General features: G+C 57.3%; 23 protein-coding genes. 18 read left to right on the forward strand and 5 right to left on the reverse strand.

What is annotated here, in order from left to right; all coding sequences use genetic code 11:
* Positions 1 to 309: 309 nt before the first annotated feature.
* Entirely contained in the window at positions 310 to 1167 is an 858-nt protein-coding gene (locus J7447_RS08135) for a tetratricopeptide repeat protein (protein ID WP_173013998.1), read from the forward strand.
* 642 nt (positions 1168 to 1809) lie between these two features.
* On the opposite strand, the gene xth is transcribed toward J7447_RS08135, so the two are convergent.
* Positions 1810 to 2592 carry an exodeoxyribonuclease III gene (gene xth / locus J7447_RS08140; RefSeq protein WP_209169282.1) on the reverse strand — a complete coding sequence of 261 codons (783 nt, stop codon included), beginning with the start codon at positions 2590 to 2592 and terminating at the stop codon, positions 1810 to 1812.
* A 67-nt stretch (positions 2593 to 2659) separates the two neighbouring features.
* The gene (locus J7447_RS08145; protein WP_209169283.1) at positions 2660 to 3001 is read right to left on the reverse strand and encodes an iron-sulfur cluster assembly accessory protein; all 342 of its coding nucleotides are present in this window, start codon (positions 2999 to 3001) and stop codon (positions 2660 to 2662) included.
* Between the two features lie 154 nt (positions 3002 to 3155).
* Between J7447_RS08145 and J7447_RS08150 the strand changes: the two genes are divergently transcribed.
* From J7447_RS08150 to J7447_RS31530, 3 genes are all read left to right on the forward strand, one after another.
* Positions 3156 to 4373 (forward strand): deoxyguanosinetriphosphate triphosphohydrolase, encoded by a 1218-nt coding sequence (locus J7447_RS08150; protein ID WP_209169284.1) that lies wholly within the window; start codon positions 3156 to 3158, stop codon positions 4371 to 4373.
* A gap of 97 nt (positions 4374 to 4470) precedes the next feature.
* The gene (argS, locus tag J7447_RS08155; protein WP_209169285.1) at positions 4471 to 6240 is read left to right on the forward strand and encodes an arginine--tRNA ligase; all 1770 of its coding nucleotides are present in this window, start codon (positions 4471 to 4473) and stop codon (positions 6238 to 6240) included.
* A gap of 208 nt (positions 6241 to 6448) precedes the next feature.
* On the forward strand, positions 6449 to 8845 hold the full coding sequence (locus tag J7447_RS31530; RefSeq protein ID WP_209169286.1) for an SPOR domain-containing protein: 2397 nt from the start codon (positions 6449 to 6451) through the stop codon (positions 8843 to 8845).
* 56 nt (positions 8846 to 8901) lie between these two features.
* Here J7447_RS31530 and J7447_RS08165 read toward each other — a convergent pair whose 3' ends face one another.
* A complete protein-coding gene (locus tag J7447_RS08165) occupies positions 8902 to 9819 on the reverse strand; it encodes a LysR family transcriptional regulator (RefSeq protein WP_209169287.1) in 918 nt (305 codons plus the stop codon).
* A gap of 132 nt (positions 9820 to 9951) precedes the next feature.
* Between J7447_RS08165 and J7447_RS08170 the strand changes: the two genes are divergently transcribed.
* The gene (locus J7447_RS08170) at positions 9952 to 10875 is read left to right on the forward strand and encodes a DMT family transporter (protein ID WP_209169288.1); all 924 of its coding nucleotides are present in this window, start codon (positions 9952 to 9954) and stop codon (positions 10873 to 10875) included.
* A gap of 18 nt (positions 10876 to 10893) precedes the next feature.
* On the opposite strand, the gene J7447_RS08175 is transcribed toward J7447_RS08170, so the two are convergent.
* Positions 10894 to 11907 carry an alpha/beta hydrolase-fold protein gene (locus tag J7447_RS08175; protein WP_209169289.1) on the reverse strand — a complete coding sequence of 338 codons (1014 nt, stop codon included), beginning with the start codon at positions 11905 to 11907 and terminating at the stop codon, positions 10894 to 10896.
* 117 nt (positions 11908 to 12024) lie between these two features.
* Here J7447_RS08175 and nagZ point away from each other — a divergent pair, with 117 nt between their 5' ends.
* The 11 genes from nagZ to J7447_RS08230 all read left to right on the forward strand — a co-directional run bounded on the left by nagZ (position 12025) and on the right by J7447_RS08230 (position 22020).
* On the forward strand, positions 12025 to 13044 hold the full coding sequence (gene nagZ / locus J7447_RS08180; RefSeq protein ID WP_209169290.1) for a beta-N-acetylhexosaminidase: 1020 nt from the start codon (positions 12025 to 12027) through the stop codon (positions 13042 to 13044).
* Between the two features lie 20 nt (positions 13045 to 13064).
* Positions 13065 to 13895, forward strand: a complete 831-nt coding sequence (locus J7447_RS08185; protein WP_035909502.1) for a ScpA family protein — start codon at positions 13065 to 13067, stop codon at positions 13893 to 13895.
* On the forward strand, positions 13885 to 14592 hold the full coding sequence (gene scpB, locus J7447_RS08190; RefSeq protein WP_209169291.1) for an SMC-Scp complex subunit ScpB: 708 nt from the start codon (positions 13885 to 13887) through the stop codon (positions 14590 to 14592). Before J7447_RS08185 ends, scpB begins: the two co-directional genes overlap by 11 nt.
* Positions 14592 to 15731, forward strand: coding sequence for an ABC transporter ATP-binding protein (locus J7447_RS08195; protein WP_022998723.1), 1140 nt, complete (start codon positions 14592 to 14594; stop codon positions 15729 to 15731). The genes scpB and J7447_RS08195 overlap by 1 nt, the downstream gene beginning before the upstream one ends.
* A gap of 126 nt (positions 15732 to 15857) precedes the next feature.
* Positions 15858 to 16082: a twin-arginine translocase TatA/TatE family subunit gene (locus J7447_RS08200; protein WP_022998722.1), complete on the forward strand. Its 225-nt coding sequence runs from the start codon at positions 15858 to 15860 to the stop codon at positions 16080 to 16082.
* A 41-nt stretch (positions 16083 to 16123) separates the two neighbouring features.
* Complete coding sequence (gene tatB / locus J7447_RS08205; protein ID WP_022998721.1) at positions 16124 to 16552, forward strand: Sec-independent protein translocase protein TatB; 429 nt, start codon at positions 16124 to 16126, stop codon at positions 16550 to 16552.
* Entirely contained in the window at positions 16549 to 17349 is an 801-nt protein-coding gene (gene tatC, locus J7447_RS08210) for a twin-arginine translocase subunit TatC (RefSeq protein WP_022998720.1), read from the forward strand. The genes tatB and tatC overlap by 4 nt, the downstream gene beginning before the upstream one ends.
* A 71-nt stretch (positions 17350 to 17420) precedes the next feature.
* Entirely contained in the window at positions 17421 to 18701 is a 1281-nt protein-coding gene (gene serS, locus J7447_RS08215; protein WP_206906488.1) for a serine--tRNA ligase, read from the forward strand.
* A 189-nt stretch (positions 18702 to 18890) separates the two neighbouring features.
* On the forward strand, positions 18891 to 19649 hold the full coding sequence (gene surE / locus J7447_RS08220; RefSeq protein WP_209169292.1) for a 5'/3'-nucleotidase SurE: 759 nt from the start codon (positions 18891 to 18893) through the stop codon (positions 19647 to 19649).
* A 20-nt stretch (positions 19650 to 19669) separates the two neighbouring features.
* Complete coding sequence (locus tag J7447_RS08225) at positions 19670 to 20362, forward strand: protein-L-isoaspartate(D-aspartate) O-methyltransferase (RefSeq protein WP_022998717.1); 693 nt, start codon at positions 19670 to 19672, stop codon at positions 20360 to 20362.
* A 674-nt stretch (positions 20363 to 21036) separates the two neighbouring features.
* Entirely contained in the window at positions 21037 to 22020 is a 984-nt protein-coding gene (locus tag J7447_RS08230) for a peptidoglycan DD-metalloendopeptidase family protein (protein ID WP_209169293.1), read from the forward strand.
* 119 nt (positions 22021 to 22139) lie between these two features.
* Here the strand turns inward: J7447_RS08230 and J7447_RS08235 are convergent, their stop codons facing one another.
* On the reverse strand, positions 22140 to 23012 hold the full coding sequence (locus tag J7447_RS08235; protein WP_209169294.1) for an ATP-binding protein: 873 nt from the start codon (positions 23010 to 23012) through the stop codon (positions 22140 to 22142).
* Positions 23013 to 23255: 243 nt separating this feature from the next.
* Between J7447_RS08235 and yajC the strand changes: the two genes are divergently transcribed.
* Positions 23256 to 23591, forward strand: a complete 336-nt coding sequence (yajC, locus tag J7447_RS08240) for a preprotein translocase subunit YajC (RefSeq protein ID WP_022998714.1) — start codon at positions 23256 to 23258, stop codon at positions 23589 to 23591.
* A 71-nt stretch (positions 23592 to 23662) separates the two neighbouring features.
* Positions 23663 to 25273, forward strand: coding sequence for a protein translocase subunit SecD (gene secD / locus J7447_RS31255; protein WP_022998713.1), 1611 nt, complete (start codon positions 23663 to 23665; stop codon positions 25271 to 25273).

Here is a 25273-nt window from a genome sequence, read left to right on the forward strand (position 1 = left end):
CCGCCGTTGCCCCTGTTCGGCCATGTTTGCCCGTCACCCGTTACGCTAATGTCTGGGACGACCAGATCGGGATCAACTCCTGAAGTGGTTCACAGTCCGGACAAAAGTGTCAGGAAATGGTCTTATTTCGGCGTCGTATGGCCCAACTTAAGACGAAATGATCGGCCAATTTAGGCCACTCCGAAACAGTGGGTCCTGCAGGCATATGCTTTGGGGCCGAAGAGACAGAAAATGCGCTTGGCGCGGACAAAAAACAAGAAAGTCCGTCGGGGATCTGTTTCGTTGCCGACGGATAATAGTGTGACTGGGATGCCTAAGAACAGCACAAAGCTTCAACGCATGGGAAGAGCCGGAACCGTGCTCGGTGCGTTGATCCTGATCGGCCTGACAGGGCCTGTGGCCGCCTTTGACGGTCAGCCGGCGCCTGCACGGGCGATCGGTCCGAACGATCTTTCCCCGTCTGAAGCACTGCGGGCCGGTGCCCGCCAATATTATTCCGGCGACAAGGCCGCTGCGCTTGGTTCGCTGCAGTATGCCGCCGAAAACGGTCAGCCCATGGCCGCCTGGAAGCTGGGTGAAATGTATGCCTCCGGCGACGGCGTCAAGGAAGACGACCTCAAGGCCTTCGAATATTACAGCCAGATTGTTCGTGAGCACGGTGAAGATCGTCCCGATGCACCGGATGCTCCCTTCGTCTCAAGCGCCTTCGTTGCGCTCGGTTCCTACTATCTGAACGGCATCGACGGCGCTGTGCCCAAGAATGAATCGCGTGCCCGTCAGATCTTCACGCATGCCGCGTCCTATTTCGGCGATGCCGATGCCCAGTATGAACTTGGCCGCATGTACCAGGAAAACAACAGCCGCATGGCTGTTCGTTGGTACAATCTTGCCGCGCTCAAGGGGCATGTTGGCGCCCAGGCACGCCTTGGTGAAACGCTCTATGCACTCGGTACTTCGGACAAGAAAAAAGCTCGCGGCCTGATGTGGATGACCGTTGCCCGGGAACAGGCCAAGGGAACGGATGCCAGCTGGATCCATTCCATGCACGAGCAGTATTTCGCGGTTTCGCCCGAACCAGTCAGGCAGATGGCCAGATCAATGGCTGACGGATGGTTGAAGCAAAATCGCCCGGACGTGCTCACAGCACAGCAGTTGCCCGCACAATAACCTCAAGCTCGAGAGCCCGATCTGAGCACCAGGTGGATGTGGTCGTCCGTCTTCAATGGCTCTCGCAAATGCCGTGCCAGCTCTGCTCGGGTTCGAAGCAGGAGCGTGCCAAGGCTGCAGAAAATCAGCTTTATCTTGCGAGTGATCTTCAACCTGAAGGATGAGCTGGTGTCGTCGGACGATTGGTCGTGAATTTATCGATCGCAGGGCTTTGAATTTGGGTCAGTGGGCAAGGCGCGTTGCTGATTTGCCAGGACGTGTTGTTCAGCACCATTTCGCAAGTCGCCATTCGCAGCCCGGACGGGCTCTTCAGGCAGATAGATTCACCTACGCCGTATTTCTCGCCCTGGTATCGGCAGGTACACGAGACGTCTTGCGCCAGAGCCGCGCTGCCCGGCCCAAGAACCAGACCGAAAATCAACCATGCGGTGACAGTAAAGACCGAACGACCGGCAATCGAAGTCGTTACCGGTATGTCCTTTCCGCATGTCGCCGTCGCGGATGTTGGTCGGCTGAGCGTCATCCCATGATGGAAAAAAGCTTACCATGACGTCAGCCGACTGCAAGCCCGGTTTCCGGGCACGCACCGCGCTTCACGCCTGCATCAGCAATGGAGTTGGATTTCTGGAGACAGATTCAGTCTCAAGCAGCCAGCTTTACCCAGACGGGCACATGATCCGACGGCTTTTCCCAACCGCGCACGTGCTTGTCGATACCGCAGCCTGAGAACCGGTCTGTTGCCTGCGGCGACATCAGAATATGATCGATCCGAATGCCATTGTTCTTTTGCCAGGCACCTGCCTGATAGTCCCAGAACGTGAATGTTTCCGGCGCTTCGCTGCAGGACCGGACTGCTTCGGTCAAGCCGAGGTGGGTGAGGGCACGGAAGCGCTGCCGGCTCTCAGGCTGAAAGAGAGCGTCTTCCAGCCAGTTCTGCGGGTTCTTGGCGTCTACGGGATCGGGGATGACATTGTAGTCCCCCAGAAGCAGGAATGGCGTTTCTTCTGAAAGCCGCTTTTGAGCGTGCGCAATCAAGCGGTCCATCCACTCGAGCTTGTACGGAAATTTTTCTGTTCCCAGCGGATTGCCGTTGGGAAGGTAGAGGCAACCGATTCGAACCTGGCCGCTATCCGTCGACAGACTGCCTTCAATATAACGGGCCTGTTCGTCCGCATCGTTTCCAGGCAAGCCGCGCTGAATATCAGTCAGCGGCGTCTTGGACAGAAGCGCAACACCGTTGAAACCCTTTTGGCCGTGTGTTTCGACGGCGTAACCGAGGTCTTCAAACGGCTGACGGGGAAAGTTCTCATCGACGGACTTGATTTCCTGAAGGCAGGCGACATCCGGAGACGCTTCCTTGAGCCACTCAAGGACAGTGTCGATACGTGCCTTGACGCCGTTTATGTTCCAGGTCGCAATTTTCATGAGCGCGGTTGCCTCAATTGTTCGAAACTGCCGGGGCAACCGGCGTCAAATGGGTATAGCAACAGTGTCAGATCGTGAAACTGGTGCCGCAGCCACATCCGGCGACCGCATTCGGGTTGTTGATCTGAAATGACTGGCCAATCAGATCATCGACGAAATCGATTTCCGATCCGCTCATGTATTGCAGGGAAATGGAATCGATCAGTACCGTTGCCCCCGGCTTTTCGATCACCAGGTCGCCGTCTTCGCGGCTGTCGACCACGTCATATTTGTACTGCAGTCCGGAACAGCCGCCGCCTTCAACGCTGACACGCAGCATGCTGCCGCCCGGTTCCTTGGACAAAATCGCAGCAATGCGCTTGGCAGCGCGGTCGCTGACTGTTACGCCAATTTCAAGTGTTTCGGTCATCTTTCACCGACTCGCTTAGTTCCGGCAATGTGCGGGAACGTTAAACCTGATTTGTTCAGATAAGTATGTTTTGAGGCCGCCCGCGTCAATGTGTTGCCCACGGCCCGAACAACAGCAAACGCAGACCGGTTCTGTGAAGGATGGCTGGAAACTGATGAAAGCGGATATCGGATTTGGGGGACAATCCCGCGCAATATATGCGGAAAACCCTCTGGAAAGCCGGGGCAGACTCTTCCCCGAGCCTGACAGCCCGACGCGGACACCCTTCCAGCGGGATCGGGACAGGATTATTCATTCTTCCGCGTTTCGCAGGCTCAAGCACAAGACGCAGGTTTTCGTCTATCACGAAGGTGACCATTTTCGCACACGGTTGACCCACACCATCGAGGTATCGCAAATCGCACGCTCGCTGGCACGCGCTTTGCGGCTTGATGAAGATCTGGCGGAATGCCTGGCCTTGTCACATGATCTCGGTCACACGCCGTTTGGGCATGAAGGCGAAGACGTCATGCATGAGTGCATGGCACCCTTCGGCGGGTTCGACCACAACGCGCAATCACTGAGGGTCGTGACCCATCTGGAGCAGCGTTATGCCGAATTCGACGGTCTGAACCTGGCCTGGGAAACCCTGGAAGGGTTGGTCAAGCACAACGGCCCCTTGATTGATGCCAGCGGTGCGCCGCTTGGAAAGTTCAAGGACAGCCAGTTGCCGTTTGCAATCCGCGACTATGCCAGGAAACAGGACCTCCTGTTGCATACCTGGCCTGGCGCAGAGGCACAGGCCGCTGCCATTGCCGATGATATTGCCTATGACGCGCATGATCTCGATGACGGATTGAGGGCAGGGCTGTTTGCGATCGAAGACATGCGCGATGTGCCGTTCCTGGCCGACATCCTTGCCGAGGTCGATGGCAAATATCCGGGTCTCGAAGAGAGCCGACGTATCCACGAGATCGTCAGGCGATCGATTACGCGCATGGTTGAAGATGTCATTCGCGAAGCGGTGCGTAATCTGAATGAGGTTGCTCCGCAAAGCGTTCAGGAGATTCGCATGGCGGGACGTTGCCTCGTCGGTTTCTCTGCGGACATGGCCGCTGCGGAAAAGGAAGTGAAACGGTTCCTGTTCGCCCGGGTCTACCGGCATGAAGATGTTCTTGCAGTTCGAAAGCTGGTTGCCAGAGTTGTGCGGGACCTGTTCGCAAGGTTCCTTGCGGAACCGGACCTCATGCCGAAACCGTGGAACAGTGGCCTTGGCAACCTGGGTGAAACGGAAATCGCGCGACTGGTTTGCGACTATATCGCCGGAATGACCGACCGATACGCTATCGAAGAGCACCGCAGACTGTTTGACGACACTCCTGATTTGGGGTAGGCGCAGAGGCAACTTTACAGCCCCGTGGCGCCGAAGGCTTTTCCTTCGCAGCGCGCGGGGGCTTTGTGTTTGAAAACCAAAACCAGACCGGTGTTCTATGAATATCTTCGCGGACTTCACGCTGCGCGTCAAAGACGCTCTCCAAGAACTTGATTTAAAAGATGCAAATGGAGAGGCGCCAGATCTTTCGCGAGTCGTCGTGGAAGCTCCGCGTGATCCGGCACATGGCGACCTTGCCACCAATGCTGCAATGGTACTTGCAAAACCACTCGGCATGAAGCCGCGCGATCTTGCCGAGCAGCTTGTTGCCAAGCTCAACGCTGACCCGGAAATTACCGAGACGACAATCGCTGGCCCTGGTTTCATCAACCTGCGTGTCGCCCAGGGGGTCTGGCACAAGGTTCTGGGCAGCGTATTGGATCAGGGTATCCGCTTCGGAGCCCAGGAACGTTCTCCTGCTCCGAAGGTCAACGTCGAATATGTTTCCGCGAACCCGACAGGTCCGATGCACGTCGGTCATATTCGTGGAGCGGTCGTGGGTGATGCCCTGGCAAACATTCTGGCATTTGCCGGCAATGACGTGGTCAAGGAATATTACATCAACGATGCAGGCTCGCAGATCGATACGCTGGCTCGTAGCGCCTTCCTGCGTTACCGCGAGGCACTCGGAGAGGACATCGGCGCCATTCCGGCTGGCCTCTATCCGGGAGACTACCTGAAGCCCGTCGGTGAAAAACTGAAAGCGGAGTTCGGTCCGTCGCTGGCAAGCAAGGAAGAAAGCGAATGGCTGCCGCTGATAAAGGAGCGGGCGATTGCCGCCATGCTCGAGTTGATCCGGCAGGACCTGGCAGCGCTCGGCGTCGAACACGAGGTGTTCTATTCCGAAAGAACCTTGCATGATCGCGGCTCGGGCAACGGTTCGAAGATCGATCACATGCTCGAAACTCTCCGGAACAAGGGGCTGATTTACGAAGGCACGCTTCCGCCCCCCAAGGGTCAGGTTCCTGATGACTGGGAAGACCGCGAGCAAACACTGTTTCGCGCAAGCGACTTTGGTGACGATACCGACCGGGCGCTCAAGAAGTCCGATGGTTCCTACACGTATTTCGCTGCCGACGTCGCCTATTTCCAGGACAAGTTCGAACGGGGTTTTTCCGAAACGATCTACGTGCTTGGTGCCGATCACGGCGGTTACGCCAAACGCCTTCAGGCAGTCGGGAAGGCGATCTCCGACGGCAAGACGGAAGTTATCGTCCGGTTCTGCCAGCTTGTGAAGCTGATGCGTGACGGCGAACCGGTCAAGATGTCCAAACGCTCCGGCGATTTCATCACACTGCGCGATGTCGTGGATGAAGTCGGGCCGGACCCGGTTCGCTTCATGATGCTGTTCCGCAAGAATGATGCACCGCTGGACTTTGACTTCAAAAAGGTTACGGAACAATCGAAAGACAATCCGGTCTTCTATGTTCAATACGGCCATGCGCGTTGCTGTTCGGTGTTGCGGCAGGCGGCCGATGAACTCAAGGAAGCCGGGTATGCGGTTGATGATCTTGCCGGGGCCGATTTCACCTTGCTGGATGATATCGGCGAGCAGGAGCTTATCGCCAAGATGGCGGAATGGCCGAAAGTGGTCGAAGCAGCTGCAGAAACACATGAGCCGCACAGAATTGCGTTTTATCTACATGAACTCGCTAGTTCTTTGCATGGCCACTGGAATAAAGGCTACGAATTGCCTCATTTACGTTTTATTCAGGCCGGTAACTTGAAATTAACCCTAGCGCGTCTTGCTTTGGTTCGTGCAGTATCTTTGGTGCTCGCTTCAGGTCTAACGATTCTCGGCGTGAATGCTCCTGAAGAAATGCGCTAGTTTTAATGGCCGCTGGGAACGACTAAATGGCTCGCCAGCGACTTGAAGTGGACCGGTTTTCGTAAAGCTCATGTCACAAGACTACGAAACAAAGCGATCAGATTTGCGCGCCTCGCAAAACGAGGCGGGCGGCGAACGGCCGGCCGCGGAGGATCCGCTGGTTGAATTGGCCCGGATTGTCCACAAGAACAAGCAATCGGGGGCAAATGTGAGCAGCGGCCGCGTTGGTAGTACAGATTATTTTGCGGGGCTGGACGATGTGGCAGGCGATGCGCCTGCACAATCCACCCCGGCGCCGTCGCGCATCGAACCTTCGTTTTCAAATCTACGTCCGGTGTCGAATACGCCTGAAGCCACTGCTGGCGCGGACTTTGCAGAAGAACCTGAAGGAACATACAGCGCCTCCAGGAATGATTTCTACGCGGCGACACCGCCGTCCAGCTTCGAGCAGTCTTTCCAGCTGGAAGAGCCGGTTCAAACAGCCCCAGTGACGCCTTCTTCACACGTTTCTTCGCTTTGGCCGAGCGAGCCGGAGCAGGCCGCAGAACCTGTACAACCAGTCGCTCCCCCGGTTGGCGTGTCACATGCTCCGGTGGATCATGTCGTCCAGTTTCGCACGCCGCAGGCTGCCCCAGTGCAGGCTGAGCCGGAGGGCGCAAACGACAAGTCCTATCTCGCACCTTCCGTTGCCATGGATCTCGAACAGAATCTTACGGCAGAACTGGAAGACGAGTTGATCGGCGCCTTGCGTCAGTCCGTTGACGAGACACATCCGGCAACCGCGACCGATATGGGATATGCAGACGAGGTGGAAGAGGCTGCTCCTCAAACTCCCTCAATACCTGTGATGTCACCGGCATCTTCATACTCCCGCGAAAAAACGGATTTTGCCGTTTCTGACAGCTTGACCCGCGCAACCCAGGTGCCGAGCACACCGTCCGTTTCTCGTTCCTTTGGGACGGCAACATCCGGCACCTCGACGCCAATTGATGCGCCGCGTCCCGCGGACGACTACCGGATTGGCGGCGTGCAACACGATGAGCCGGTTGAGGCAGTTGCTGGAGATGAGGAGGTATTCGAAACCTCCAGCTACCAGCAGCCGGTAACCGGGCAACGTCCGCAGATTGACGAGAATGACTTCTTTGCTGCGCTGAACCCGGTTCAGTCCGAACCGGCTGCGCAAAAGGTGGAAGCCGCGCCGGAACAGGCAGGAGATCCTGCCGGCATTGACGCCCTTTTTGCCGATCTTGACTTCCCGGCTCCAACGTCTCGGAAGCCTGTTGGTGGCTCGATCGACCCATCGTCGCAGGGCACTCCATCAACAGAGCCGAACCTGGACGATATGGCTTGGCCTGCTGCAGCTGCAGCGGTTCCTCAATCGGAAGACGACGAAACGCCGCCACCGCCGGAAGGTTATGACCTTGATGCGGTTGCACGGGCAATGCAGGAAAGCGATCCAAGCCTTACCGGTGCTGGCGTCCTGCCGCCTCACTCGGCAGCAGAACGCAACGCGATACCGCATGCGGGCGAAAAATCCCGGAAAGGCCTGTTCGTTGCAGCTGGAGTGCTTGGCGTTGCTGTCCTGGGCGGCGCAAGCTTCTTTCTGTTCGATAGCGACGCCGTTCCTGTACCCAGTGGTCCACCACCGGTCATCAGTGGTCTGCAGGAGCCGCTCAAGGTATATCCGGAGCAGAGTCAGGCTTCGGCAAACGATCAGGCCGGAAAGCTCATTTATGATCGGGTCGACGGCACTGGTGTAGCTGGACCAGACAGGCTTATCCCGACAGAATCTCCGCAACCCGCAGAGTTGCCGCCGGCACCTGCAGGCACCAATGGCGACGCCGATCTCGTTCCCGGAACTCCGAAACGGGTAAGGACTGTGGTCGTGCGACCGGACGGAACCATCATTCCTGAAGGTGAAGAACCTGCCGTCGCGACACCGGCGCAGCCTGAACCGGCGGTACCTGCGGAGCCTGATGCGGCTCCCGGCGAAAACGGTTCGCGGGTTGTTTCCACGTCGCCCGTCGTGACCGGTGCGGATGTCGCGCCTGCAGATCCTTCAGGCACTGCACCGGAACCGGCTCAGCCCGATACGCCCGCAATCGTAACCGGTGCCGACGTAGCACCGGAACCGACTGCAAGTGAAACTGCTGCACCGGTGCCGTCTGTTGTGCCTCGCAAGAAGCCGGATGCTCCTGTTCAGGTTGCCAGTGCTCCAGCCGCCGTCACAACGCCGGTGCAGGCGCAGCAGAACGATAGTCCTCTTAACCTGACGCAACAGCCCGCCGCTCCGGCAACAACTGCGCCCGCAGCACCGGCGCCTGTTGCCAGCACCTCCGGCGGCAGCATCCCGTCTGGTACCTATATCGTTCAGGTAACGTCTCAACGTTCTGAAGCTGCTGCAAGCGACGCATACTCAGGACTGCAACGGCGGTTCCCTGCTGTATTGGGTAACCGGAACGCAGTGATCGTTGCAGCGACCGTTGAAGACAGGGGTGTGTTCTACAGGGCGCGGATCCCGACCGGGTCGCGCGATGAAGCAATAAGCTTGTGCGAAAGCCTCCAGGCAGCCGGTGGCGACTGCTTCGTTCGCAGACAGCCCTGACGACGGACTACAAAATTGAAAAGCGTAAGTGAGACGGTCGGGTATTCCCGGCCGTTTTATTCTGCTGCTGCGACGGCCTCGTTCAACGAGCTGCCGCGCAACTGCGGTCCCATGTGACGGAAGACTTCGGCGATGGCATCCATGGCCTGACGCACGGCGGGTTCCCGGCGCAAGTCCCGATGAACGATGATGTGCTCGACGTTCGTGAGTTCCGCAAGCGGCTCAGTCAATCTGACGAGCTCGCGGTTACTGTCGCCCATGAAAACCGGCAAGAGACACAATCCGGCTCCCGATGCGGTCATGTTCATGAGAGTCGTCATGGTATTGGAACGCAGTTTCGGCATCTGAGCCAGCCGGGTTTCCAGCCAGCGCATCTGCGAGGGATACCAGAGGTCATCTGGAGCAAAGCCAAGCCATGTACAGAGTTTGTAACGGTCCGGTGTTCTGGCAGCAGGGTGTTTTGCGACGTAATCGGCCGAACCGTAAACCGCGTAGGCCAACTCACCGATTTTCCGTGCAATCAACGTGTCGGTTTCCGGAAGGCAATTGCGGATCTGCAGCTCAATACTGCGTGACTGGTGATTGACATGCTGGTGGCTTGATATCAGTTCAAGCTCAACACCGTCGAGCAGGCCCGTCAGCAATTCAAACCGGTCAGTCAGAACCCGCGCACGAACTTCGTCCACGGCGACACGAACAACCTTCAGTGCCGATCCGGACAGATCGGGCAGGATCCGTGCAGCCGCCTCTGCCTTCTTGCGCATGTCATCTGCAAGTGGGATCAGCCGCAGCCCGGCATCCGTCGGTTTCAGTCCTGTCGGCGTGCGGTCGAACAGTCTTGCGCCTATCCGGTCTTCAAAGCTCTTCAGGCGGCGGCTAAGTTGCGGTTGGCTGATGTCCAATGCCTTAGCCGCCCCGGAGAGAGAGCGCATGCGGGCAGCCGCATCAACCAGTTTCAGATCATCCCAGTTCATGGGCAGGTTATACCAATATACAAGGCGAGGAGCAACGTGATGCGTATACGCATACCCGTTATGGGGTTTTCACGACTGATTTGGCTGCCGGAGCAGTGATAAGACTCTCTTGAAATTACCTGGAACCGTTGAATGTCACAGAACTCCGTCTATCACCGCCCGGATAACACGTCGCTCGCCCTGTTGCTTGCACTTGCCGGTATGGCTGCTTTCACACCGATATTTGCCGCAGGCAAACTGTCTGGAGGTTTGTTGCCGGTTGCTGTGCTGGTTTGGCTTCGGTTCATTGGGGGAGCTGCAACGATCGTGAGTGTTGCGGCCGTCAAGCGTGTTCCGGTGTTCACACGTGTCAGCCCGCTCTGGAAACTGCACCTCATGCGAGCGTTTTGTGGTGTTGGTGGACTTGCCTGCTCCATCTACGCCGCAAGTGTTCTGCCCTTGGCGGACGCAACCGCGATCGGCCTCACAAAAGGTATCATCGCCATCGTGTTGGCTGGTCTTGTCCTCAAGGAGGTGATCACCGGTCGCCATTGGGTCGCAGGTGTGTTGTGCGCTGCAGGTGCGTATCTCGTGGTCCGGTCTGCGGAAAGTGCTGCGGGTTATGACGAGCTTGCGTTGGCTGGCGTCATGTCAGCGCTCATGGGCGCCGTGTTCATGGCCTGTGAAGCCCTGATCATGCGCTATATTGCCCAGCGCGAGGACACCGTCACCATCCTGGCATATGTCAATGTCTTTGCCGCGGTGCTGTTGAGCGGGCCGGTCCTTTGGCTGATCGTCAAAGAGGGAGTTTCCTGGAGCGATCTGCTGATTTTTGCCTGGATGGGTCCACTGGCAATTGTCGGCCAGTCCATGAATATTTCCGCCTACAGAAGAGCAGGGGCGGCAACACTTGCCCCCGTGTATTACGGCACAGTGGTGATGTCGGCTGTTTTCGGTTTTGCAGTCTGGGGAGAAATTCCCACTCGCGTTGCTGTCTTTGGGGCCGTTCTGATTGTGGCGGGAGGTGCTATTCTGACCCTGCCGAACCCTTTCAGAAAGTTCCGCCAGGCTTCCTGAGATGCTTGGCGCCAAAGGTCAATGACTGAGCTTTTCTGCCAGAAACGGCAGGCTCCCATCCAGCCGGTAGTCCACTGAGGAATGATTGTCGCTGAATTCCTGATAGACGTGGTCAACGCTGGCTTCGCTCAGTTTCCTGTGCAGGCGGCGCGCACCATAGACCAGGTTGTATTGATCGACATCGCCGCATTCGATCCAAAGGCCCTTCAAGGATTTCAGAGCATCGATGTGATCACCTACGATGTGCACAGGGTCCCACATCAGCCAGGCATTCCAGCGTTCTTCTATGAGTTCGCATGTTTCCGGATCGACAGGCAACCGGATGCCGCAAAAGACCTCCGGATCGGGATCCGGATCGTAGGTTGCAGCCATGGCAAAGGTCATCAGGTCATGAAGTGAGTTGCCCGGATATTTCGGACCCTTTTCAAAATCCCGGACGAAGGCTTCGATTGAGCCCGCTTTTGCAATTGCCCTCAATGCGCTTGGCATTTCGGGCAGGTAACAAAGTTCAAACGCCATGTCACCGGAATGGCAGGCGGCGGCAGACCAGACGTCTGAGTGTTTCATCGCGTGAATGATCGCGCCGTAGCCGCCTGAGGATTTTCCGAAGATACCGCGCTTGCCGGTGCCGCCGCACTTGAAGCGATTTTCAACATCTTCCAGCATTTCGGTTGTCAGCCAGGTTGCCCAGGGCCCCATTGCGTCGCTGTCGATGTACTGGTTCCCGCCAAGACGCGTGAAACAGTCGGGAAAGGCGACTGCAACAGGTGGCATGGCACCGTCATGGATGAGCCTGTCGAGCCGCTCCGGTACGTTCTCACCGAAATTCTTCCAGTTCGTGTGGGCCGGGCCGCCGGCGGTAAATCCGACGATATCCACCAGAAGCGGCAAGCCGCTGCCGTCATGACCATGCGGGGTATAGACGTGGATCTCGCGCGTTGCCGTGTCTCCCAGCCGGTTTCGTCCAAGGATTTCAGATCTATGGGAAAAACGGTGCAGGGTGCCGGCAGGAATGTCGAGACGCGCGCGCATGGGGGCTCCAATCAGATCTGGGACGAAGGTCGTCTAGATTGCAAGATAGTGACAAGGGTGCAAGAGGCAGCACTTGCATTTCTTGACGGCTCCCGGCGCTGCGGCTAAGCCGGATCAATGACCAAAGCCTTTGTATCCGGGTGTGCCGGACCGACCCTGACAAGTTCCGAAATCGACTTTTTCCAGCAGGAAGACCCTTGGGGACTGATCCTGTTCGCGCGCAACATCGAAACGCCGGAACAGGTCAGGATACTCACGTCGGCTTTTCGGGAAGCTGTAGGCCGGAGCGATGCACCCGTTCTGGTGGATCAGGAAGGTGGCCGGGTGCAACGGTTGAAGCCACCTCATTGGCCAAAGTATCCGGCACCGAAGGCATACGGTGATCTGTACGACCGGGACGCTGCAGCAGGACAAAGAGTTGCCTGGCTTGCCGGGCGGCTGATTGCAGATGATCTCTACAAGGTTGGCATAACGGTCGATTGCCTGCCTTGTCTGGATGTCAGGTTCCCTGAAACTGTCGATGCTATCGGAGACAGGGCGCTTTCACAGGATCCGGAAGTCGTTGCAACGCTCGGCAAGGCGATGGCGGAAGGTGCTTTGGCGGGTGGCGTGTTGCCCGTGATCAAACATATTCCGGGCCACGGACGCGCACGTGTCGACAGTCATTTTGAGCTGCCGCGTGTCAATGCGGCCATTTCTTCTTTGGAAAGCGTGGATTTCCGGCCCTTCAAGGCCCTTTCTCACGTGTCATTGGGGATGACAGCCCATATTGTGTACGAGGGGATCGATCCGAATACAGCTGGGACGCAAAGCGCGAAAGTCATTCAGGAAATCATCAGGGGTGAAATCGGCTTCGACGGCTGTCTGATGAGCGACGACATTTCCATGAAGGCGCTCGGTGGCAGTTTTGAGGACCGGTCCGGCAAGATCATCGAAGCAGGGTGCGACATCGTTTTGCACTGCAATGGTGATATGGATGAAATGATTGCAGTCGCGAAGGTGGTGCCCGAGCTTTCGGGTGAAGCCAGGCGGCGTTGCAAGACGGCCTTGAGCGGTTTCCAGGTTCCCGATCCGGAATTTGACAGGCTTGCGGCCTTTGATGAGTTTCACTCCTTGACCGGCTGGCAGGGCGTTTGACCGGAGCGGCAATGGCGGAAATGGAAAACAGCTCGAAGAGACAGCAGGATGGTTCCTACGATCTTCTCAGTTCTGTCAGCACTCCCGAGGAGCGTGCGAGTTCCGATCCGCAACTTGTTGTCGATGTGGAAGGTTTCGAAGGCCCGCTCGATCTCCTGTTAGGCCTGGCGCGAACGCAAAAGGTAGATCTTGCGCGTATTTCCATTCTCGAACTCGTCGAACAATACCTGGAATTCGTGGCCGAAGCCCGCAGGATGAGGCTGGAGCTGGCCGCGGACTATCTGGTCATGGCTGCATGGCTTGCCTTCCTGAAGTCCAAATTGTTGCTGCCTGAGCAGAAGAATGAGGACGAACCGACAGGGGAGGAACTTGCCGCGGCTCTCGCTTTCCGTTTGCGGCGTCTGGAGGCTATGCGGGAGGTTTCCGAAAAACTCCTGACCCGGAACAGACAGGGGCGGGACGTGTTCCATCGTGGTGAACCTGAAACCATGTCGGTGCAACACAAGAGTATCTGGGACGCTTCCATCTACGATCTGCTGTCTGCGTATGCCACGCAGCGCCAAAGGCAATCCGTAACATCCGTCCGGGTGTTGCGCAGGACGGTATGGTCGCTGCAGGAAGCGCGCGAACTGCTCACCAAATTGGTTGGCCGGGTCGGTGAATGGGCCCCGATGAATGCCTATCTGCGCGATTATCTCTACGACAACAAGGATTGGGCGACGATTGTCGCAAGCACCTTCAGCGCCAGTCTCGAGATGGTGCGCGAAGGTCAGGTCGAAATCCGGCAGGGCGAACCTTTTTCCCCGGTCTATATTCGTGCCGTCATGAAGGAGCCGGATCATGGCGTCTGATTTCGATCTTCTGCAGTTGGAAAACGACGAGGAAACCGCTCCATCTAAGCCTATGGATCCGGCTGGCCTTCGCATGGTCGAAGCGTTGCTGTTCGCCTCGTCCGAACCGCTGTCGCTTGAAGAGCTGACACTACGTCTGCCAGAAGGCACGGATGTGTTGAGCCTTCTCGAGGAGTTGCAGAACACCTATGCCTCGAGAGGCGTCAATCTGGTGAGGGTCGCGGGGAAATGGTGCTTCCGAACGGCTGAGGATCTCGCCTACCTGATGCACCGGAACGTCGAAGAGCAGCGCAAATTGTCGCGCGCAGCACTCGAGACGCTTGCGATCATCGCCTATCATCAGCCGGTCACGCGCGCCGAGATTGAGGAAATTCGAGGCGTTTCCACGTCCAAGGGAACGCTTGATGTTCTGCTTGAAACGACATGGATACGAATGCGTGGACGCCGCAGAACTCCCGGCCGTCCGGTCACCTACGGAACCACCGATCATTTCCTGATCCACTTCGGTCTGGAGAATGTCCGAGACTTGCCGGGACTTGAGGAGCTGAAGGGAGCTGGGCTTCTGGACAGCGCCGTGCCGGCCTCGTTCCTTGTGCCGACACCCAATGACGATATCGCATTGACGGAAGATGAGGATCCACTAGAAGACGGGTCTCTGTTTGACGATGATGACACGGACGAGACCGCCGGATCCTGATGCCCGATCGCAAAAAGCCGACTTCAAACAATGGCAATGGCCATACGCTGAGCTGGGGTGCGCCCGGAACAGCCGGCGCAACCATCGCCGCAGGTCTCGTCTTTGAGAATGTGTCTCACGATTATGATGGCGTGACATCGGTTCAGGACCTGAGCCTGTCCATCGCACCGGGCGAGATCCTTTGTCTGCTTGGTCATTCCGGTTGCGGCAAGACCACATTGATGCGTATTGCCGCAGGCGTTGAGCGTCAGAGCAAGGGCAGGGTGCTGATCAACGGCCGGGAAATTGCCGGCGATGAACTGTTTCAGCCTCCCGAAAAGCGCGGTGTCGGCCTGATGTTCCAGGATTACGCGCTTTTTCCGCATATGAGCATTCTGGCGAATGTAATGTTCGGCCTGACCAACATGCCAAGACGGGAAGCCCAGACCGCCGCCCTGAGTGCTCTCGGCCGCGTCGGTCTGGCGGACTATGCAGCCGACTATCCTCACGCGCTTTCCGGTGGTGAACAGCAGCGTGTCGCGCTGGCCCGTGCACTGGTTCCCAGGCCCGGCATTCTCCTTATGGACGAACCATTCTCGGGGCTCGACAAACGTCTTCGTGACAATGTGCGCGATGAAACGCTCGCGGTTATTCGCGAAACGCGCGCCACCTGCATCATTGTGACCCACGATCCGGAAGAAGCCATGCGCATGGGCGACAAGATCGCACTGATGCGCCAGGGCCGCCTGGTTCAGCACGGCACGGCCGCAGACCTATACAAGGCGCCCGTCGACCTGTTTGCCGCCAGGTTCTTTTCTGAACTGAACCAGTTGGAAGGTGTTGTGACCCCGGCAGGTGTCGAAACGCCGGTCGGCGTCTTGTCATCGGAGGGTTTGTCGCCGGGGCAGAAGGTTGATGTTTGCGTTCGGCCACAAGGCGTTGTTTTGAACAATGCGGGATTGTGCGGTGTTCCCGGCAGAATTCGTTCGAAACGATTCGTCGGCGAGGTCGATTTGTTGTCTATTGCAATAGACGGGCTCAATCATCCCCTTCAGGCAAGGGTTCGTGCGGGCAGTCCCTGGGAGCGTGGAATGGACGTCGCCGTCACGACTGATCCGAAAGACGTGCTTGTTTTTCCGCGTTCACCTTCCCAAGTCTAAGGGAAGGGCAACTTATCATTCCGTCTAAGTGATCGAAATCAAATAGACTGGCATGTTGCAGGGAGTGGGCCGTTTTTGTAAGAAGGGCCTAAGGGCTTTTAAAGCCGATTATCAGGAGTTTGGCGTATGGGCATTAGTATTTGGCAGATCTTGATCATCGCAGTGGTCGTTGTTCTGCTGTTCGGACGTGGCAAGATTTCCGATCTCATGGGTGATGTTGCAAAGGGAATCAAAAGCTTCAAGAAGGGCATGGCCGAAGACGACGTAGCCGACTCTCCGAAGACCATCGACCACAAGAGCAGCGAAACGGCATCGTCCGTGAACGCCGAAGATCAGACCAAAGCGAGCTGATCTCAATCTGCATCGCGTCTCCTTAAGGGACGATACATCTCATGTTCGATATCGGGTGGACCGAACTATTGGTGATCGCCTGTGTGGCGATCATCGTCGTGGGGCCAAAGGATTTGCCGCGCATGCTGCGCACACTTGGCCAGACGATTGGGAAGATGCGAAAGCTTTCGCGTGAGTTCCAGTCGACCTTCAACGACGCGCTGCGTGAGGCCGAACAACAGGCCGATATCGCTGACATGAAGAAGCAGGTCGAATCGGCCGCCAACTTCAATCCGTTGGGTGATTTGAAAAAATCCATCGAAGAAGACGCGACCAAGAAAGCCGACAAGCCAAAAGTGGCAGCCAGCGAACCGGCGTCGCCGCCGGCAGACAGCGCAAATGCGGACAAGGTTTCTCCTACGGAAACAGCCCAGGCTGAAACCGAGGCCAAGCCGAAAACCGCGCCGGTGACGGAAGATGTAAAGGCATGAGCCAGGACGAAATCGACGCCTCGAAGGCGCCACTGATCGAACATCTGATCGAACTGCGTCAACGACTTATGTGGTCGATCGGTGCGATCCTCGTGATGTTCGTTATTTGCTTTTATTTCGCCACGGATATCTACAACATCCTGACTGTGCCTTACCTGCGTGCTGCAGGAGAGGGCCACCCGGTGGAGATGATCTTCACCGCGCCGCAGGAATGGTTTTTCACCCAGTTGAAGCTCGCGCTTTTCGGAGCCCTCTTTCTGGCTTTTCCTGTCGTGGCCAGCCAGATCTACATGTTCGTGGCACCCGGGCTCTACAAGCACGAGCGTGGCGCGTTCCTGCCGTTTCTGGTCGCAACGCCTGTTCTGTTCCTGATCGGTGCCTGTCTCGTCTATTTCCTGGTCATGCCCATGGCCATGGGCTTCTTCCTGTCTCAGGAACAGGCTGCGGCCACCGGTAAGGTTGCCATTCAGCATCTTGCCAAGGTGAGTGAATACCTGGGCCTGATCATGATCCTGATCTTCGCCTTCGGCCTGGTGTTCCAGTTGCCGGTGGTGCTGACCTTGCTCGGCAGGGCAGGTCTGGTGAGCTCCGATACGCTTCGCCAAAAACGCAAATATGCGATTGTTGGTGCCTTTGCTGCTGCTGCAATTTTGACACCACCCGACCCGATCTCGCAGATCGGTCTTGCGCTGCCTACGCTGCTTCTCTACGAAGTCTCCATTCTGTCCGTCAAACTGGTGGAACGCCAGCGTGCCGAAAGGGAGGCTCAACGCGAAGCCGAGGATGCGGCCGCTTGAAGCTTTGAACGCTGCGCTTCCCGGATTGACAGACGGAATTGATTGAAACGACCGTCGTTCGGGAAGCGAAGATGTTTGATATTAGATGGATACGGGAAAACGCAGTCGCCTTTGACCAGGCTTTGGCTAAACGGGGTTACGAAGCTTCCGCAGCCAAGCTGATCGCACTGGACGATTCCCGTCGCTCCCATATCACCAAACTTCAGGAAGCCCAGGAACGGCGCAACGCCGCCTCCAAGGAAATCGGCAAGGCCAAGGGCTCGGGCGATGACGCGCGTGCACAGGAGCTGATTGACGAAGTCGCACAGATCAAGGCTTTCATTCAGTCGGGTGAAGAAGAAGAGCGTAAGCTCATTGCCGATCTGGAAGCGGCCATGGCCGTCATCCCCAATCTGCCGCATGACGATGTTCCTGTGGGCGAGGATGAAGCCGGCAACGTGCTTCTGAAGACGCACGGTGAAAAACCGGTCTTCACGTTCAATGAAGCTCCGAAAGAACACTATGAGCTGGGCGAAGACCTCGGCGGCATGGACTTTGCCGCAGCGGCCAAGCTGTCTGGTTCGCGCTTTGTGATCCTCAAGGGTCAGATTGCCCGGCTGGAACGCGCTCTTGGCCAGTTCATGATTGACCTGCACACCCAGGAAAACGGCTATACAGAGGTTTCGCCGCCGCTTCTGGTTCATAGCGATCCGCTCTACGGGACCGGGCAGCTGCCGAAATTCGAGGAAGATCTCTTCAAGACCACTACGGATCACTACCTGATCCCGACGGCTGAAATACCGCTGACCAATCTGGTTGCCGGTGAGATCCTCCCGGAAGATCAACTGCCGCTTCGTGTGACTGCGCTCACCTATTGTTTCCGGTCCGAGGCCGGGTCTGCCGGGCGTGATACGCGTGGTATGCTGCGCCAGCATCAGTTCCAGAAATGCGAACTCGTTTCCGTTACCAAGCCGGAAGACTCGCTCAACGAACTGGAACGCATGTTGGGCTGCGCTGAGAAAGTTCTGCAGAAACTCGGCCTGCATTACCGGGTGATGACCTTGTGCAGCGGCGACATGGGCTTTGGCGCACGCAAGACCTACGACATCGAGGTCTGGCTGCCCGGGCAGGATACCTACCGCGAGATTTCGTCCTGTTCTGTTTGCGGTGACTTTCAGGCGCGCCGCATGAATGCAAGGTTCCGGCCCACTGACTCCAAGCAACCGCTCCACGTGCACACCCTCAACGGATCGGGTATCGCAGTTGGTCGGGCATTGATTGCCGTTTTGGAAAACTATCAAAATGGCGATGGCACCATCACCGTTCCCGACGTTCTGCGACCTTACATGGGTGGTCTGGAAAAGATCGGCTGAGCGGAACCGGCGAAAACGGCGGCCTGATCGGCATTGCCTGGATCGTGAGCGCTGGCGTTCAGTCGCAGCATACCGCCGGAATTTTGATTGCAATGGACGGCAACCGCGCAAGTTTGCCGTCCAATTTCATTTGGGGCTCTTCGGACCTGAAGTCAGAAGAGCTTGTGGGAAAACGGAGCAAAGATCGAGATGCGTATCCTCATCACCAATGACGACGGAATTCAGTCTCCCGGGCTGACGGTTCTGGAAAACATTGCCAGGACACTTTCCGACGATGTCTGGGTAATCGCTCCTGAAACCGACCAGAGTGGTGTTGCCCATTCCCTGACACTGAGCGACCCGCTGCGCCTTCGTAAGCTCGACGACCGGCACTACGCCTTGAAAGGGACACCAACCGATTGCGTGATCATGGGCGTGCGCAAGGTGCTTCCCGGTTTGCCGGATCTAGTGCTGTCGGGAATTAACAGGGGCCAGAACCTCGCTGAAGACGTGACCTATTCCGGAACTGTTGCCGGGGCGATGGAAGGTGCCATCCTCGGGATCAGGTCGATCGCCGTTTCCCAGGCTTACAACTGGGATGTGCGTGCCGAGCCGGACTATTCGACCGCTGAGGCCCATGCGCCGGCGCTCTTCCGCAGGCTGATCGATTTCGAACTTCCGCAATATACGTTGTTGAATGTCAACTTTCCGGCCTGTGACGCCAAGGACGTGAAGGGGGTCAAGGTTACCGTACAGGGGCACCATGAACAAAGCGGACTGTCCATCGACGAGCGTTCGGACGGGCGTGGTTATCCCTATTACTGGCTGCGTTTTCAGGATCGCGGCAAATCCGTACTTGATAATTCCGATCTGCAAGCAATTGCGGATGGATATGTTTCCGTTTCACCGCTACGCATAGATCTGACAGCCCACGACCTGGTGACACACTTGGCGGAGGCTTTGGGGTAAACCCTGAGGGGGAACGGTTCATGGCCGGTCAATTGCCCGGCAAGGAAAACAGGACGATGGCGTCCGCTTTGCCGGATGAAGCGGAAGCCCGCGCTGCATTGGTTCTGGCACTGCGACAGCGCGGTGTCGGGGCGAGGGACGTACTGGCTGCAATTGAACGCGTCCCTCGGCGCCTTTTCCTGTCCGCACGCCATCACAGTCTTGCCTATGAAGACGCAATGCTGCCGATCGAATGCGGGCAGATCGTTTCAGCACCTTCAATCGTTGCCTTCACGGTACAGGCGCTAGCAATCGACTCCAGTCACGTGGTTCTGGAGATAGGGACCGGTTCCGGCTATCAGGCAGCCGTTATGTCCCATCTGGCCGCACAGGTGGAAACGCTCGACAGGTTCGCCACCTTGACGGATCTGGCAACACGACGTTTTGAGGCTCTCAAACTGACGAACGTGAAAGCCCGACAGGCCGACGGCTTGAGCGAGTTTCGCCAGAAAGGCCCCTACGACAGGATTGTCGTCAACGCGGCAGTGGAAGAAGTGCCAGATCCTTGGCTGCAGCAGCTGAAACCGGGAGGCATCCTGATCGCGCCGGTCGGTCAGGCAAAAAAGGCCCAGCCGTTGATCAAGTTCCAGAAAACCGAGAGTGTTGTGACTGCGGAAACGCTGATGATGGTGCGGACGGTCATGTTGCAGCCGGGAATCGCCAAGAAGCTCTAGAACGGTGTTTCATGCCGATTCTTGGCCCCATGCATTCGTTGAGCTTGCTCGACCACTTGCCTGTTCAAATTTACTTTAATCGGCGCGATTGCTGGCTTTCTGGTTTGCTTCAATACTGAGAAATCGTTGTTTTTCAGCGAAAGCGTCAACCGTCTTTAGCCTTTATAAACCTTACTGCCGTCTACTCTTAACCATAACAGCCACAGTCAGCGGTTAGAGTTAAGGCGATGATGAAGCGGAAGCGTACCCTCCGCAGGGATCTGATGGGCAAGGTAGCGACAGTGTCGCTGGTTGCTGTTGCTCTCGCGGGATGTTCCAGCGCGGTCGAGCGATTTGGTGAACCACCCTATTATACGGGCAATACCCAGAATCAGCGGGATATTCTCAACGGCGGCCAGAAGCAGCCGACATACCAGGATATCGTGAATGGGCCTGGAGGGACCGCCGCAGGGCTTCCACAGAGTTCATCCCAGCCGGTGACGACGGGGTCCATCCCGAACAGAGCGCCATCTGTCCAGTCTGCGCCGTTGCCGGCGCCGGTGACGACGGCTCAGCGTCCTGCACCTGTCCGCGCAGCACCAGTTGCGACACAGCCCGCACCAGAAGCGGTGGCATCGGCCGGGAATGTGAGGAGCTGGAAAGGGTGGACATCTGCCGGCGGAACCCGGGTGCAAATGCGTCAGGGTGATTCCATCAATTCGATGGCACGCCGGTATGGTGTTCCGATCCAGGCTATTGTTGCTGTCAATGGCATCGACGACCCGGCAAAGGTACAGCCGGGCCAGAGCGTCATCATCCCGACTTACGTTTACGCTGAACGAAACGGTTCAACGAGCACGACTGAAGGCGAAAACGGCAAGGTCAAGCTGCCGACAGCTGGACGAAGCGATAATGTTGTCACTGGCTCCGTGCCGACGTCTGTCGGGACGATGCCGAGGCCTGATCAGAAGAACGGTCAACAGCCGACATTTGCTGATATCAGCCAGGGCAAGGTCGACGTTGTCCGCGTCAGCACCTTGCCGAGGCGCAAGCCTGGTGGATCCGATCAAACTCTGACGACAGCTTCCATTTCGTCCGGATCGTCTTCCTCGAGTGTGCCAACACCGCGCCGTCAGCCAGAGACTTCATCCGCCGCTTCGCAACCCGTTGCTGCGGCACCGTCGGGAACGGTAGAGAAAACCAAGCTGCCACAGCCCGCTCTCACGCAGGAAGCCCGGCCCACAGAACCGATCAAGACGCCAACGGTCGTTGCAAAGGTTCAGGAAGACGATAGCGCGGATGCCAAGTTCCGGTGGCCTGTTCGTGGCCGTATCATCTCCGATTTCGGCGCAAAGCCGGGTGGTGGCAAGAACGAGGGTGTGAATCTTGCTGTTCCTGAAGGAACACCTGTTCACGCTGCTGACGACGGCTCTGTGATCTATTCAGGCAACGAACTGAAGGGCTACGGTAACCTGATCCTCGTTCGTCACAATGACGGCTGGGTCTCCGCCTATGCACACAACAGCGAGTTGAAGGTCAAGCGGGGCGATACGATCCGCCGCGGCGACGTGGTTGCGCTAGCGGGCGCGACTGGGTCAGTCAACCAGCCGCAGCTCCATTTCGAACTGCGCCAGGGCAACAAGCCCGTCGATCCGCTGAAATACCTGCCGCGACGCTGACGCTGACAATTCTCGTATCCGGTGGGACCTTGCGATCCGCCGGATGAGAAAAGGCAGTCCGTGGCCAAAAACCGTGAATCTTGTCAATCAGCCCGGCCCTTGCGCCGGGCTTTGTCATTTTAGGAAATCGTCTTGCCGAGCCTGCCGGCCAGATCCTGAATGAACTGAAAGGCGACACGGCCCGACCGGCTGCCGCGCGTCGTCGCCCATTCCAGCGCTTTTGCCCGCAATTCGTCGGCTTCGATCTTCAGGTCAAAGTGTGCGGCATACCCGCGCACCATATCCAAGTAGTCGTCCTGGCTGCACTTGTGAAACCCGAGCCAAAGCCCGAACCGGTCCGACAGCGAAACCTTTTCTTCAACGGCTTCTGCGGGGTTTATTGCTGTCGAGCGTTCGTTCTCGATCATGTCCCTTGGCAGAAGGTGACGGCGGTTCGAAGTGGCATAAAAAATGACGTTGTCAGGCCGACCCTCGATCCCGCCCTCAAGAACGGCTTTGAGCGACTTGTACGAGGTGTCGTCATTGTCGAAACTCAAGTCGTCGCAAAAGACGATGAACCTGCAGGAAACGTCCCGGATAAGGTTCATGAGTTTGGGCAGCGACTCGATGTCTTCTCGATGAATTTCAATGAGTTTCAAGCCGGCGGAAGCGTTTTCGACGGCGATCGCTGCATGGGCAGCCTTGACCAGTGAGGATTTGCCCATGCCTCTGGCGCCCCAGAGCAATGCGTTGTTTGCAGGTAATCCCTTCGCAAACCGGCGTGTATTGTCGAGAAGAAGATCACGCACATGGGAAACCGCACAAAGCAACGTGATATCGACGCGATTGACCTTTTGAACCGGTAGCAGCTCACCCGGATCAGGCGCCCAGACGAAAGCGTCCGCAACCGAAAAATCCGGGCGGCCGGGACGGGCCGGCACCGCACGTGCGATAAGGTCGATCAGGGAATCGAGTTTTGCATTTAATGCGGTGAGGTCGATTTCAGCGTTCATTCTTCTTGCAAGCCCTGTCAAAAAGGCCCATGTCAGGCCCTGAATTAAGTGATGGCAGGATTAACACGGTGCGGGAAACACGAAAACGTCAGTTATTCCCATACCGGTACGCTGGAAACTGCTTGCAAAGCTTGAAATGAGGCGCGCCGCAGTTATAGTCCGCGCCACCAGAATGAGAGCGTTTTTGCCGAAGACCCGACAGAGGGGTCGGTGGTCATCAAAAACGCCACTTAGGAGAAGTGAATGTTTATCACCCCAGCCTACGCGCAGGCAGCCGGTCCGGCAGGCGCTTCCGGTTTCTTGATCCAGATCCTGCCTTTCGTGGCGATCTTCGCAATCATGTATTTCCTGATCATCCGCCCGCAGCGTCAGCGCATGAAGAAGCATCAGGACATGGTTGCCAACCTTCGCCGTGGTGACACCATCGTGACCACCGGTGGCCTGATCGGCAAGGTTTCCAAAGTCGTAGACGACGGTGAAGTGCAGGTCGAACTTTCCGAGGGCGTCAAGGTTCGTCTCGTACGTTCCATGGTGCAGGAAGTGCGCTCCAAAACCGAACCGGCCAAGGAAAACGCGTAACGCGATCCCCGCCGCTTCGATGATACCGCCGGGCCGGTTCAGATCGGCCTGGCTGCATTTAAGGCTTGACCATGCTCTATTTCGCACGCTGGAAAATCGCGCTGATCGTGCTTGTGGTTGCCGCTGGCATCCTGACCACGCTGCCGAATTTCTTCTCCCAAAAACAACTTGAAAGCTGGCCGGACTTCCTGCCGAAGAACCAGATGGTTCTCGGTCTCGACCTTCAGGGCGGTGCTTATCTGCTTTATGAAATCGACAAGCAGGATTACGTCCAGAAGCGCATGAAAGCGCTGGTCGGCGATATCCGGTCAACCCTGCGCGAAGATCCGCGCATCGGGTATACCGGGCTTGGAGTTCAGGGAGACGCCGCTCAGGTTCGTATTCGCGATCTGACCCGGTTGGCCGATGCGGAAGAGCGTCTGCAACCACTCGTCAACCCGCTGGCCTCCAGTGTTTTTGGCGGTCAGGCGGTCAATGAGTTTGACATGACCGTGACGGAAGACGGTCTGGTTCGATTTTCCTATTCCGAGCGTGGCCTTGAGGATCGCATGACGAATATCGTCCAGCAATCCATCGAGGTCATCCGGCGTCGTGTCGATGAACTGGGGACTACAGAACCCAGCATCCAGCGCCAGGGCGCCGACCGGATTCTGGTCGAAGCGCCGGGTGAAGATGATCCGGAACGCTTGAAAGATCTCGTCGGCCAGACGGCGCAGCTCACTTTCCACATGGTCGATACGTCCATGTCCGGCGAACAGGCGCTTCAGAACCGTCCGCCCGCGGGCACTGTCATCATGACTTCGGTTGATGATCCGCCCATTCCTTATCTTCTCGAGGAAGCGCCGCTCCTGTCGGGCGAAGACCTTGTCGATGCTCAGGTCAGTTTCGACCAGCGCAACAACGAACCGGTTGTGAACTTCCGCTTCAATCAGTCCGGCGCGCGCAAGTTCGCCCAGATCACGCAGCAGAACGTCAACCGTCCGTTCGCAATCGTGCTCGACAATGAAGTCATTTCCGCACCGGTTATCCGTGAGCCGATCACCGGTGGTTCAGGTCAGATTTCCGGCAGCTTCACGCTGGAGGGTGCCAACGATCTTGCCGTGCTGTTGCGCGCCGGTGCGTTGCCGGCCAAGCTGACCGTCATCGAGGAACGCTCTATCGGCCCAGGCCTCGGCGCTGACTCCATTGAAGCAGGCAAGTTGGCGTCTATCATCGGCGGCGGTCTGGTGATCGTCTTCATGATCCTGGCCTATGGCCGCTTCGGCATCATCGCCGACCTTGCTCTGATGGTGAACATCTTCCTGATCTTTGGTGCGCTGACAATGCTGCAGGCAACACTGACCTTGCCCGGCATTGCAGGTATCGTTTTGACGATCGGTATGGCGGTGGATGCGAACGTTCTGATCTTCGAGCGTATTCGCGAAGAAGCAAGGGCAGGGAGATCTGTCATTTCTGCGGTGGATGCAGGCTTCAGCCGTGCCCTCGGTACGATCCTGGATGCCAACATCACGACCCTGATCGCCGCCGTGATCCTGTTCCAGCTCGGCTCGGGTCCGGTCAAGGGCTTCGCCGTGACATTGGCCATCGGTATCTTCACCACAGTGTTCTCGGCATTCACGTTCAGCCGGTTGCTGGTAGCCCTTTGGCTCCGCCACCGCCGTCCGTCGAAATTGCCGATTTGA

Source organism: Labrenzia sp. R5_0 (assembly GCF_017743835.1).
In the GTDB taxonomy this organism is placed as follows: Bacteria; Pseudomonadota; Alphaproteobacteria; order Rhizobiales; family Stappiaceae; genus Roseibium; species Roseibium algicola.

Bases quoted from the DNA above. Each gene is read 5' to 3' on its own strand.
- J7447_RS08165 (WP_209169287.1), bottom strand. From the start codon at position 9,819: ATGAACTGGGATGATCTGAAACTGGTTGATGCGGCTGCCCGCATGCGC.
- scpB (WP_209169291.1), top strand. From the start codon at position 13,885: ATGGCGTCTGATTTCGATCTTCTGCAGTTGGAAAACGACGAGGAAACC.
- nagZ (WP_209169290.1), top strand. From the start codon at position 12,025: ATGACCAAAGCCTTTGTATCCGGGTGTGCCGGACCGACCCTGACAAGT.
- xth (WP_209169282.1), bottom strand. From the start codon at position 2,592: ATGAAAATTGCGACCTGGAACATAAACGGCGTCAAGGCACGTATCGAC.
- J7447_RS08230 (WP_209169293.1), top strand. From the start codon at position 21,037: ATGCGTCAGGGTGATTCCATCAATTCGATGGCACGCCGGTATGGTGTT.
- secD (WP_022998713.1), top strand. From the start codon at position 23,663: ATGCTCTATTTCGCACGCTGGAAAATCGCGCTGATCGTGCTTGTGGTT.
- yajC (WP_022998714.1), top strand. From the start codon at position 23,256: ATGTTTATCACCCCAGCCTACGCGCAGGCAGCCGGTCCGGCAGGCGCT.
- J7447_RS08150 (WP_209169284.1), top strand. From the start codon at position 3,156: ATGAAAGCGGATATCGGATTTGGGGGACAATCCCGCGCAATATATGCG.
- J7447_RS08225 (WP_022998717.1), top strand. From the start codon at position 19,670: ATGGCCGGTCAATTGCCCGGCAAGGAAAACAGGACGATGGCGTCCGCT.
- J7447_RS08145 (WP_209169283.1), bottom strand. From the start codon at position 3,001: ATGACCGAAACACTTGAAATTGGCGTAACAGTCAGCGACCGCGCTGCC.
- tatB (WP_022998721.1), top strand. From the start codon at position 16,124: ATGTTCGATATCGGGTGGACCGAACTATTGGTGATCGCCTGTGTGGCG.
- surE (WP_209169292.1), top strand. From the start codon at position 18,891: ATGCGTATCCTCATCACCAATGACGACGGAATTCAGTCTCCCGGGCTG.
- J7447_RS08185 (WP_035909502.1), top strand. From the start codon at position 13,065: ATGGAAAACAGCTCGAAGAGACAGCAGGATGGTTCCTACGATCTTCTC.
- J7447_RS08175 (WP_209169289.1), bottom strand. From the start codon at position 11,907: ATGCGCGCGCGTCTCGACATTCCTGCCGGCACCCTGCACCGTTTTTCC.
- J7447_RS08170 (WP_209169288.1), top strand. From the start codon at position 9,952: ATGTCACAGAACTCCGTCTATCACCGCCCGGATAACACGTCGCTCGCC.
- J7447_RS08135 (WP_173013998.1), top strand. From the start codon at position 310: ATGCCTAAGAACAGCACAAAGCTTCAACGCATGGGAAGAGCCGGAACC.
- J7447_RS08195 (WP_022998723.1), top strand. From the start codon at position 14,592: ATGCCCGATCGCAAAAAGCCGACTTCAAACAATGGCAATGGCCATACG.
- J7447_RS08235 (WP_209169294.1), bottom strand. From the start codon at position 23,012: ATGAACGCTGAAATCGACCTCACCGCATTAAATGCAAAACTCGATTCC.
- tatC (WP_022998720.1), top strand. From the start codon at position 16,549: ATGAGCCAGGACGAAATCGACGCCTCGAAGGCGCCACTGATCGAACAT.
- argS (WP_209169285.1), top strand. From the start codon at position 4,471: ATGAATATCTTCGCGGACTTCACGCTGCGCGTCAAAGACGCTCTCCAA.
- serS (WP_206906488.1), top strand. From the start codon at position 17,421: ATGTTTGATATTAGATGGATACGGGAAAACGCAGTCGCCTTTGACCAG.
- J7447_RS08200 (WP_022998722.1), top strand. From the start codon at position 15,858: ATGGGCATTAGTATTTGGCAGATCTTGATCATCGCAGTGGTCGTTGTT.